Source organism: Blautia sp. HA3515, assembly GCF_059933065.1.
On sequence record NZ_JAYFUY010000021.1, the window covers coordinates 23934 to 34282 of the forward strand.

Sequence of the window (10349 nt, forward strand, 5' to 3'; positions counted from 1 at the left end):
ACCTTTGATGTTCCTGCAGAAATGAAAAATCAGGCTCTTTCTGTGGTGCCGGGAAACAGCAACAACGGCGGAGAGATCAAATGGTATACAGCCAAAGACTGTACCATTACAGTTCCGGATGTAGTGCCGGCTCCAACCAGTATTCCACAGCCTACCGCCATACCGGAACCAACCGCTATCCCAGAGCCTACCCAGATACCTTCTCCAACCCCAACTCAGACACCGGCTCCGGCTATTGCAAACGGAGTTTATAAGATCAATGTTACCTCCAGCGCATTTATGTTCCGTGTGGTAGACTGTCAGCTTACATCCAAAGACGGTGTGATGACAGCAATCCTTACACTTAGCGGTGTGGGCTATGATTATCTGTTTATGGGCACAAAAGAAGAAGCAGATCAGGCTGACCGCTCTACCTGGATTCCTTTTACTCCAAATGCAGAAGGCAAATATACATATTCAGTACCTGTTTCTGCCCTGGATACAGGTATAGCAGTAGCCGGACATTCCAAGAAATATAATCTGTGGTATGACCGTATCCTTACTTTTAATTCCAGCACTTTGGAAAAGATCGCAGATTTGGATGTTCAGCAGGATCCATCCAATCCAAATCAGGAAAATAAGGATAATAACAGTGATCCTAACAAAAAGAAGGATGACAAAAAGAAAAAGGATAAAAAGGATAAAAATAAAAAGGACAAAAAAGACAAAAATAAGAAAGATAATAAGGTACAAACACCTGGAAAAGATGTGGACAAGGAATCTAAGTACAAATCCGATCTTAGCGGCGGTACATCCAAGGTGGACAGTTCTACAGGGCTGAAGGACGGTTCTTATGTACCGGATAAGTTTTCCTGGTCCGGCGGAACCGGTAAGGTGCAGATCAGCTGCAGCAAGGTATCCATTACAGGTGGTCAGGCATATGCTACCATTACTTTCAGCAGTGATGCATACGGCTATGTGAAAGCTAACGGAAATATGTACTATCCGGACCACAGCGGCGGCGGTTCCACATTTGCTGATTCCGGTAGCCTTAAATAAAAATAATTCTATCATTGGTATGACCACCAGAATGTCTGTGCCTCATGAGATCCAATACAGTATATTTGTATATCTGAATGGTGCGGATAACAAAAGTGACAAAGACAAAGAAAATCCTTCATCTTCTGACAGTATGGTTTCCACCGGCAATAAAAAGCTGGACGATAAAGCACCGGAGATCACAGGCCTTGAGTACAAGGATGAAACTACTTTGGAACATGCAAAACACCTGAAAGTGTATCATTATGAAAATGACATTACACTTCTTGAGGTGGATATGACCACTGATACTGCCCGTACAAAAGAATCTGTTCAGGCAGAAAGCGAGGCAAATACAGAAGAAACAGCAGCAGGCAATGAAGAAACGGCAGCAGTATCTGAGGACGAAGAAACAGCAGCTGTGGCTTCTGATGAAGAAAAATCCACAACAGCAGCTCCTGATGAAGAAAGCGGTTCTTCTGCTCCTGCAGAGTCTACAGGGGATAAGATTGAACAGCTTTATATGGGAAATGTGATCAAGTATCTGATCGTTCCGGAAGATGCAGATGTTCCGGCAGGTCTTGATAAAGATGTGATCCTGATACGGAAACCTGTAGAGAAAACTTATGTGGACTCTGCAAATGCAGCGGATGCCATGGATAAGCTGGGACTGACAGACAAGATTTCCATGATAGGATCTGACCTTACCGATCTTCCTGAAGCTTTGTCATCTGCTGTGGAAGCAGGAACTTTGGAAAGCACAGGAACTTATACAGACCTGGATTATAAGACTATGCTGAAAAGCCAGTGCACCCTTGCCATCCTTCCATCAGATATCCTTCCTAAGACAGAAGAGGATCTGGACGCAAAAACAGAAGAACTGAGGAGCACTGCTCAGAGATTTGCACTCCTTGAGATCCCGTTCATCGTTGACCGATCTTCAGATGAAGAAAATGATGAGGCAGTGGCAGAATGGGAAGAAGTTTACAAGACAATCTTTGATGTGAAATAACAACAGAGAAAGGAGAGACAGATCCATGTTTAATAAAAAAATGAAACAGAGGATATGTGCTGTCTTGCTTACTGCTGTGATGGCATTTACTACAGCAGGCATCCCTGTAATGGCAGTAGAAATTGCTTCAGACACAGCAGCGGATGAGGAGTTTAAGGATGAGGCACCCCAGATCCCTGGACTTACCTATGAGTCAGAAATGGAGCTGAAATATGCGCAGTGCTTTCATGTGTTTTATTACAATGACGGATATGCGCTGATCGATATTAAAGATGACGGTCAGTTCCTGGTGGTTCCGGAAGGTAAAGAAGCTCCGGCAGATATGGACAAAAGCATTACTGTGATCCAGAAGCCGGTTTCCAGGATCTACCTGGCTGCAACTTCAGCAATGGCTTTGTTCAATGCCATTGACGGGCTGGACAGCATCCGCCTTTCAGGTACGCAGGCTTCCGGCTGGTATGTGGATGATGCAGCTCAGGCTATGGAAGATGGAAAGATCCTTTTTGCAGGAAAATATGATGAACCGGATTATGAGCTTCTGATCAATGAGGATTGTGATCTTGCTATTGAATCTACCATGATCCTTCATTCTCCAAAGGTGGCTGAGATGATCAAAGAACTTGGGGATCCCGGTTATGATCGATCACTCCAGCTATGAAACACATCCGCTGGGAAGAACGGAATGGGTGAAGCTTTACAGCGTGCTGCTTGGTAAAGAGAAGGAAGCAGAGGCATTCTTTGATGATCAGGCAAAGGTGATCGAGGATTTGAGCGGGTTTACCAAGTACAGAGAAAACCGTTGCTTATTTCTATATCAATACTGACGGATCCGCAGTAGTCCGTACCAGTGATGACTGATATTCCTAAGATGATCGAGATTGCAGGGGGAAGATATATTTTCCCTGATCTGAAAAGAGCACAGGAGGCACAGGATTATTTCTCTCTGTCCGCCTTACCATGGAGGAATTCTATAATCAGGCAGTGGATGCAGACTACCTTATTTATAACGCATCCATTGACAGCCCTATTACAAGCATTGATGATCTTCTTGCAAAAAGCGATCTGTTTGCAGATTTCAAGGCAGTGAAAGACGGTAATGTGTGGTGTACAGGCAAACAGCTGTATCAGGCTACAGACATTGTAGGAGAGCTGATCAAGGATGTGCATCTGATGCTGACAGACGGAGATGAGAAGGATATGACCTTCCTTACAAGGGTGAACTGATGGAGAAATCAACAGAAAATACAAGCTTTCATATGGAGAATTTCCGGAGACGATCCAGATATGCAGTGGTTTTTATAGGGCTGATCTTTGCTTTTTGCCTGATCACTGTACTGAATATTAACACAGGAAGTGTACATAATACTCAAGTCCCGGATATTTTCAAGATCATTTTCACCAAAAGCGGTGATGCTACAGCATATAATATTATCTGGAAAATCCGTTTTCCCAGGATCCTGATGGCAGCCATCCTGGGAGGAGGGCTTTCTCTTTCCGGATTTTTGTTACAGACCTTTTTTTCAAATCCTATTGCAGGTCCGTTTGTGCTTGGGATTTCCTCCGGAGCGAAGATGATGGTTGCTTTGACTATGATCGTATTCCTTCAGAGATTCCATGTGGTTTCTTCCTATACACTGGTTGTGGCGGCTTTCATTGGTTCGCTTATATCGGTGGCTTTTATCCTTCTGTTTTCCAGAAGGCTGCACAGCATGGCCACCCTTCTGGTCGCCGGGATCATGATCGGATATATCTGTTCTGCCATTACAGATTTTGTGATCACCTTTGCAGAGGATTCGGATATTGTAAATCTTCATGGATGGTCCCAGGGCAGTTTTTCCGGTATGAGTTGGAGTAATGTGCAGGTTTCTGCCATTATCATAGGGATTACCTTTTTGATCCTGTTTTTCATGGCAAAGCCTATTGGCGCATTTCAGCTTGGGGAAGCTTATGCCCAGAGTATGGGAGTAAATATTAAAGTATTTAAGATCGCCCTGATCCTTTTGTCCAGTATCCTTTCAGGATGTGTTACTGCTTTTGCCGGACCGATCTCTTTTGTGGGAATCGCGGTTCCGCATCTGGTAAAGCTGGCATTGAAAACAGCCAGGCCCCTTGTGGTGATTCCTGGCGTGTTCCTAGGAGGAGCTGTGTTCTGTATGATGTGTGACCTGATCGCCAGAATGGCCTTTTCACCACTGGAACTGAATATCAGTACAGTAACATCTATTTTCGGTGCCCCGGTAGTAATCGTAATGATGCTTCGCAAGAAAGGAAGGCAGGCCTGATGGATTATTATTTTCAGATGAAGGATCTGGCAGTAGGTTATCACAAACAGGCCCTGATCCATGATATTAATATTAACATTGAAAAAGGTGAGATCGTTACTCTCATCGGGCCTAACGGATCTGGGTAAATCTACCATTTTGAAAAGTATTACCAGGCAGCTGGAACTGATCGGCGGGAGAGTCTATATTGCCTCCAGGGATCTGCAGGGATTATCTTATAAGACCTTGTCTACAGAAATGGCAGTGGTACTAACAGAAAGGATCCGTCCGGAACTGATGACCTGTCATGATATTGTTGCTACAGGGCGTTATCCTTATACAGGAAGACTTGGTATGCTTTCAAGAGAAGACGAAGATAAAGTGGACCAGGCGATGAAGGCTGTCCATGCAGTGGAGCTTGGCGGCAGGGATTTTAATGCCATTAGTGACGGGCAGAGACAGAGAGTGCTGCTTGCAAGGGCAATCTGCCAGGAACCGGATATGATCATTCTGGATGAACCTACCTCATTTCTGGATATCCGCCATAAGCTGGATCTTTTATCCATTCTTCGTTCTATGGCAAAGGAAAAAGGGATCACAGTGGTCATGTCCCTTCATGAGATCGATCTTGCCCAGAAGATTGCAGATAAGATCATCTGTGTAAAGGGAGAGCAGATTTCCCATTACGGGGTTCCGGAGGAGATTTTCAAAGAAGAGATCATCCGGGATTTGTATGAGATCAACAATGGTTTTTATGATCCTGTTTTTGGAAGTATTGAACTTCCAAGACCGGAAAAAAGGGGAGCCAAAGGTGTTTGTGATCTCAGGGGCAGGAAGCGGGATTCCGGTTTACCGTTCCCTTCAAAAGAGGGGATACCATTTGCAGCAGGCATCCTTTATACCAATGATATTGATTATCGATTAGCCAAAGAACTTGCCGCACAAACAGTTAGCAGAGCAGCCTTTTTCTGAAATATCCAAGGAAACCTATGAGCAGGCACTGACTCTAATGAAGAAATGCCAGCGTGTGATCGTTACAGATGTGCCAGGAAGGAACCTGTAACCATCGCCTGTTTGACTTGATCAAAGAAGCAAGAAGACTGGGTATGGCTTAAAGGTCAGATGCATACATTTTGACCATAAAATAAGATCCTGTATCAGTTCGCAGAAATGATAAGCTGCGGAGTTGGTACAGGATCTTTTTTGTTATCTGGACATTTCATATGTTATGTTTATGCCTTATTACGGATGTCTTTTAAATGCAGGATCCTCTGATTACTGCTGCCGCGGAAGGCAAGGGAAATGTCTTTCAAGGCTTCTACAAATTCACCATCTACAAGAACATCTATACAGGAAAGCATTTCTTCCGTAAATGGGGTATAAACCTTACCTCCCGGGATCAGATCCACATCGTAGAGATAACCGGTGTAGCACCAGATGGTCTTGTCAGGATAGGTCTTGCGGATATCCTTCAGAAGACCTGCAAGAACCTGCTGGTTCTCCGGCTCGAAGGGCTCACCGCCAAGCAGAGAGAAGCCTTCGATATAGGAAGGCTTCATAAACTCTATGATGGATCTGTGTGTTGCTTCTGTAAAGGGCTGCCCATAATCAAAATTCCAGGTTTCGGAATTGAAGCAGCCTTTACAATGATGACGGCAGCCGGAAACAAACAGGCTTACACGAACGCCGGTGCCATTAGCAATGTCATATGGCTTAATAGTACCATAATGCATGATATAATCTCCTTTGGAACAGATAATCGGTTTTACAGATGAAGCACACGATCCTTGATCTCCTGGGTACGACCCTGATTCCAGAACTGGGTGCCAATGTATCCGCAAGTCCTGCGGGCAACACTCATTTTATTCTGGTCACGGTTACCGCATTTAGGGCATTCCCAGATCAGCTTGCCATTGTCATCTTCTTTGATCAGGATCTCTCCGTCATAACCGCAGATGTCACAGTAATCACTTTTGGTATTTAACTCTGCGTACATAATGTTGTCATAAATGAATTTCATAACAGATAAAACAGCAGGGATGTTATTCTGCATATTTGGAACTTCTACATAGCTGATAGCACCGCCAGGAGATAACTTCTGGAATGCGGCCTCGAACTTCAGCTTGGTGAAAGCGTCTATTTCCTCTGTTACGTGAACGTGATAACTGTTGGTAATATAATTACGGTCTGTTACGCCTGGGATGATACCAAAGCGCTTCTGCAGGCATTTAGCAAAACGATAAGTGGTAGATTCCATAGGAGTACCATATACGGAATAACTGATATTTTCAGCTGCTTTCCACTGGGCACATTTGTCATTCAAACGCTGCATAACCTGAAGGGCAAAGGGGCGGGCTTCCGGATCCGTATGGGATTTGCCTGTCATACGTACACACATTTCGTGGATACCTGCATATCCAAGTGAAATAGTGGAGTAGCCGCCATATAAAAGCTTGTCAATGGTTTCACCCTTCTGAAGTCTGGCAAGTGCACCATACTGCCACAGGATAGGTGCTACATCCGAAACAGTACCAAGAAGACGTTCATGTCTGCAGCGGAGTGCACGGTGGCAAAGCTCCAGACGTTCATCCAGGATCTGCCAGAAACGGTCCATATTGCCTTCGGAAGAGCAGGCTACATCTACCAGGTTGATGGTAACAACACCCTGATTAAAACGGCCATAAAACTTGTAAGAACCATCTGCATTACGCTGAGAGTCCTCTACTGTCAGGAAAGAACGGCAGCCCATACATGGGTAAACATTGCCTCCCTTCAGTTCCCGCTAATGACTCCTTGGCAGAAATATAATCCGGAACCATACGTTTGGCAGTACATTTGGCAGCTAATTCTGGGCAAGATACCAGTATCTGGAATCTTCGGTAATATTATCCTCATCCAGAACATAGATCAGTTTAGGGAATGCAGGAGTGATCCAGGCACCACGTTCATTCTTAACACCCTGCATACGCTGTGCCATAACTTCCTCAATGATCATGGCAAGGTCATCTCTGGTGCGGCCTTCCGGCACTTCATCCAAATACATGAAGATGGTAACAAATGGAGCCTGTCCATTACAGGTCATCAGTGTGATCAGCTGATACTGGATCGTCTGGATACCACTCTGGATCTCGTCTTTCAGCCTGCGCTCTGTGATCTTGTCAATGATCTCTTCATCCATGGACTCTCCACAGGCGATACGTTCCGCTACAACTTTCTTGCGAAGCTTCTGACGGCTGATATCTACAAATGGAGCCGTGATGAGCCAGGGTAAAGGACTGACCGCCATACTGGTTGCTGGCTACCTGTGCAACGATCTGGGTGGTAACATTACATGCTGTGAAAAAACTGTGTGGCTTCTCGATCACTTGGTCCGGCTGATCACAGTACCGTTCTGAAGCATATCCTGAAGATTGATCAGATCGCAGTTGTGTTCCCTCTGGGCATAATAATCTGAATCATGGAAATGGATAATACCTTCTTCATGTGCACGTACAATATCTTCGGGAAGGAGCACACGCATGGCAAGATCCTTACTTACCTCACCTGCCATATAATCACGCTGTGTGGAGTTAATGGTAGGATTTTTGTTAGAGTTCTCCTGCTTGGCATTTTCATTGATCTGGTCCAGCAGGGAGAGGATATTGTCATCTGTAGTATTGGATTTACGGGTAAGCTCTCTTTTGTAACGGTAGCGTACATATTTCTGCGCTACCTCGTAACCACGCATCTCCATAATACCAGTCTCTACCATATCCTGGATATCTTCTACATTGACTGCATGAGAGGCAGCCAGGGCTCTGGAAGCCACAGTCTCGGCAACTGCCATGATCTGAAATTCGCTGAGCTGATGGATCTTCGGAACCTCTTCATTGGCTTTCTTGATCGCATTTATGATTTTGCTCTTGTCGAAGATCACTTCTTCGCCATTTCGCTTGATAACATTTGTTCTGATCTCTGTTTCCATGCTTTCCCTTCCTTTCTTTTATATACCTATATATTGTGTATAATTGTCTGATTGGCAACTAAATATAGTGCAAATGTTGCAATATCTATATTACAGGTTTTCAGAGAAAAGTCAAGCCTAAATCGCAAAGAATCCTTTACGAAAATTTAGGTGATAATATGGCAATACTCACAAAAAACATTGGAGCTTATACAGCAGGCATTGACAGTTCATCAAAAATAAGGTACATTTTTACTGATCCATTGATTTGCTGTAACTATTCAGAAGGGAATTGTAAGGGTAATGAACCGTTACGCTCGACTTGAACTTTGGGTGCAGTGATGCATCTGTTTTTTAGATTTACATGATGGAATCAATGGCAATGGAAGGGAGATATGACTATGACTTACAAAGAAAAAAAGCGTTCCTTGTTTTTGGGCTTACCCTGGACTTTTACTTCTTATACTGTAACAGATGAGATCATAACTGTAGATTCAGGTTTATTAAAAGAAGAGAATGACTGTTATTTATATAAGGTGATCGATGTTCGTCTTGAGACCCGCCTGTTTGAGCGGATGCTAGGGCTTGGCACCATTCATTGCTTCACCGGAGATGTAACAGATCCGGATCTAAAGCTGCTGCATATCAAGCACGCAAAAGAAATCAAGGATTACATCCTGAAACAGTCTGAGCAGGAAAGACTGAAAAGAAAAACATTGAATACACAACATCTTGACGGCAATCCGGGCATCAGCAAAATGGCCCAGACAGATAGCTGCAGATAGGGTGGCAGACATCATTTCCAGAAATTATATGGTATCTGGTATGGCATGTGAAACACGGAGGATGAATATGGATATTTTAGTTGTGATCGATATGCAGAATGATTTTATTGACGGAGCCCTAGGTACACCAGAGGCGGAAGCAATCGTGCCTAATGTGGTGGACAAGATAAAGAATTTCAATGGTCTGGTGCTGGCTACCAGAGATACTCACAGCAGTGATTATCTTCAGACCCAGGAGGGCAGAATGCTTCCTGTAGAGCACTGCATCCGTGGGACATACGGCTGGGAGATCAGGGATGAGATCGCAGAGCTTCTGGAGTCCGGCCCAATTGACAAGCCCACTTTTGGAAGTGAAACCTTAGGAAAGGTTCTAAAGGAGTTTCACAGATCTGAGACCATCAACAGTATTACTCTGGTTGGTCTTTGCACAGATATCTGCGTGATCTCCAATGCCATGCTGCTGAAAGCATTTCTGCCTGAGGTGCCAATTATTGTGGATTCCCTCTGCTGTGCAGGTGTGACACCCAAGAGCCATGAACTGGCACTGGAGGCTATGAAGGCTTGCCAGATAAAAGTAATATAAGATGAGAGCATTGGAAGGAAGGCCGCTGTATTTGTACAGCGGCCTTCAATAGGTTTTTCCTTTTTGATAAACGATTTCCCGGTTTCATTATAATATGGAATTTATATGGAGTCCCGAGCGATCAGTATTACATCCAGGAGAGCTTCCTTTCCCATATATATAGTAGGATTTTCCACTGCTTTTAATAGTTCAGATACAGCTAATTCTGCTTTTTTCTCCATATCCTGATGAATGGTGGTAAGCTTGGGAACTGTAAGATGAGCATATGTAATATCGTCAAAACCTGCAATTCCAATATCGGCAGGGATCCGGACTCCTTTGGTTGCAAGGTAACTGATAGCTTCCATTGCATAATAATCAGAAAGAAAAAAGGCAGCCGTTTTTTGAGAAAAAGGGATTCTTCGTATTAATTGCTGATAAAAGCTTTCTCTGACGAGAGCTGTTTCGCCTATATTTATAAGGCGAATTTTCTTACGGCTGTTTTTTTCTGTCAGTTTATTAAATGTTTCTTTTGCACCATTCCATCGTGCCTGATCAACGCCATAATCACTGGTTGCGCATACTAAGATATCATGATAATCACATTCCAAAATATATTCAATCATACGGGCACCACCGGTGAAGCCATCCAGCCCAATATTAGTTACTGGGGTGTCGTCATGAGAAATCCCATAGGCATCAATGGAAATGACTGGCTTGTGAATCAGAGACCAGATTTTATTGCAATCATTTCTTGAAAAAGACAACA

At 43.9% G+C, this 10349-nt stretch carries 13 protein-coding genes and 1 pseudogene; 11 read left to right on the forward strand and 3 right to left on the reverse strand.

The genetic code is table 11. The features are described from left to right. Window positions 1-21: 21 nt before the first annotated feature. From R1Y93_RS00860 to R1Y93_RS00900, 9 genes are all read left to right on the forward strand, one after another. Complete coding sequence (locus R1Y93_RS00860; RefSeq protein WP_500821275.1) at window positions 22-1038, forward strand: hypothetical protein; 1017 nt, start codon at window positions 22-24, stop codon at window positions 1036-1038. Next, window positions 1013-2029 carry a hypothetical protein gene (locus tag R1Y93_RS00865; protein ID WP_500821276.1) on the forward strand — a complete coding sequence of 339 codons (1017 nt, stop codon included), beginning with the start codon at window positions 1013-1015 and terminating at the stop codon, window positions 2027-2029. The genes R1Y93_RS00860 and R1Y93_RS00865 overlap by 26 nt, the downstream gene beginning before the upstream one ends. A gap of 25 nt (window positions 2030-2054) precedes the next feature. Further along, on the forward strand, window positions 2055-2687 hold the full coding sequence (locus R1Y93_RS00870) for a hypothetical protein (RefSeq protein WP_500821277.1): 633 nt from the start codon (window positions 2055-2057) through the stop codon (window positions 2685-2687). Beyond that, entirely contained in the window at window positions 2665-2853 is a 189-nt protein-coding gene (locus tag R1Y93_RS00875) for a hypothetical protein (RefSeq protein ID WP_500821278.1), read from the forward strand. The genes R1Y93_RS00870 and R1Y93_RS00875 overlap by 23 nt, the downstream gene beginning before the upstream one ends. A 133-nt stretch (window positions 2854-2986) precedes the next feature. After that, window positions 2987-3253, forward strand: coding sequence for a hypothetical protein (locus R1Y93_RS00880; RefSeq protein ID WP_500821279.1), 267 nt, complete (start codon window positions 2987-2989; stop codon window positions 3251-3253). Further along, entirely contained in the window at window positions 3253-4311 is a 1059-nt protein-coding gene (locus R1Y93_RS00885) for a FecCD family ABC transporter permease (RefSeq protein ID WP_500821280.1), read from the forward strand. Before R1Y93_RS00880 ends, R1Y93_RS00885 begins: the two co-directional genes overlap by 1 nt. Next, on the forward strand, window positions 4311-4439 hold the full coding sequence (locus tag R1Y93_RS00890; RefSeq protein WP_500821281.1) for a hypothetical protein: 129 nt from the start codon (window positions 4311-4313) through the stop codon (window positions 4437-4439). The genes R1Y93_RS00885 and R1Y93_RS00890 overlap by 1 nt, the downstream gene beginning before the upstream one ends. A gap of 10 nt (window positions 4440-4449) precedes the next feature. Beyond that, a complete protein-coding gene (locus tag R1Y93_RS00895) occupies window positions 4450-5262 on the forward strand; it encodes an ABC transporter ATP-binding protein (RefSeq protein ID WP_500821282.1) in 813 nt (270 codons plus the stop codon). Further along, complete coding sequence (locus R1Y93_RS00900) at window positions 5225-5353, forward strand: hypothetical protein (RefSeq protein ID WP_500821283.1); 129 nt, start codon at window positions 5225-5227, stop codon at window positions 5351-5353. The genes R1Y93_RS00895 and R1Y93_RS00900 overlap by 38 nt, the downstream gene beginning before the upstream one ends. Window positions 5354-5522: 169 nt before the next feature. Here the strand turns inward: R1Y93_RS00900 and nrdG are convergent, their stop codons facing one another. Beyond that, window positions 5523-6023 carry an anaerobic ribonucleoside-triphosphate reductase activating protein gene (gene nrdG / locus R1Y93_RS00905; RefSeq protein WP_500821284.1) on the reverse strand — a complete coding sequence of 167 codons (501 nt, stop codon included), beginning with the start codon at window positions 6021-6023 and terminating at the stop codon, window positions 5523-5525. A gap of 32 nt (window positions 6024-6055) precedes the next feature. Further along, window positions 6056-8254: pseudogene (nrdD, locus tag R1Y93_RS00910) on the reverse strand (anaerobic ribonucleoside-triphosphate reductase). A 380-nt stretch (window positions 8255-8634) separates the two neighbouring features. Here nrdD and R1Y93_RS00915 point away from each other — a divergent pair. Together R1Y93_RS00915 and R1Y93_RS00920 are read left to right on the forward strand one after the other, a co-directional pair. After that, window positions 8635-9018, forward strand: a complete 384-nt coding sequence (locus R1Y93_RS00915; protein WP_500821285.1) for a PH domain-containing protein — start codon at window positions 8635-8637, stop codon at window positions 9016-9018. A gap of 67 nt (window positions 9019-9085) precedes the next feature. Further along, a complete protein-coding gene (locus R1Y93_RS00920) occupies window positions 9086-9601 on the forward strand; it encodes a cysteine hydrolase family protein (RefSeq protein ID WP_500821286.1) in 516 nt (171 codons plus the stop codon). A 101-nt stretch (window positions 9602-9702) separates the two neighbouring features. Here R1Y93_RS00920 and R1Y93_RS00925 read toward each other — a convergent pair. Next, a partial coding sequence (locus R1Y93_RS00925; protein WP_500821287.1) for a substrate-binding domain-containing protein occupies window positions 9703-10349 on the reverse strand: 647 nt, incomplete at its 5' end.

Coding starts and splice junctions, on each gene's coding strand:
- R1Y93_RS00890 (WP_500821281.1), top strand. CDS start 4,311: ATGGATTATTATTTTCAGATGAAGGATCTGGCAGTAGGTTATCACAAA.
- R1Y93_RS00885 (WP_500821280.1), top strand. CDS start 3,253: ATGGAGAAATCAACAGAAAATACAAGCTTTCATATGGAGAATTTCCGG.
- R1Y93_RS00860 (WP_500821275.1), top strand. CDS start 22: ATGAAAAATCAGGCTCTTTCTGTGGTGCCGGGAAACAGCAACAACGGC.
- R1Y93_RS00875 (WP_500821278.1), top strand. CDS start 2,665: ATGATCGATCACTCCAGCTATGAAACACATCCGCTGGGAAGAACGGAA.
- R1Y93_RS00920 (WP_500821286.1), top strand. CDS start 9,086: ATGGATATTTTAGTTGTGATCGATATGCAGAATGATTTTATTGACGGA.
- nrdG (WP_500821284.1), bottom strand. CDS start 6,023: ATGCATTATGGTACTATTAAGCCATATGACATTGCTAATGGCACCGGC.
- R1Y93_RS00915 (WP_500821285.1), top strand. CDS start 8,635: ATGACTTACAAAGAAAAAAAGCGTTCCTTGTTTTTGGGCTTACCCTGG.
- R1Y93_RS00880 (WP_500821279.1), top strand. CDS start 2,987: ATGGAGGAATTCTATAATCAGGCAGTGGATGCAGACTACCTTATTTAT.
- R1Y93_RS00870 (WP_500821277.1), top strand. CDS start 2,055: ATGTTTAATAAAAAAATGAAACAGAGGATATGTGCTGTCTTGCTTACT.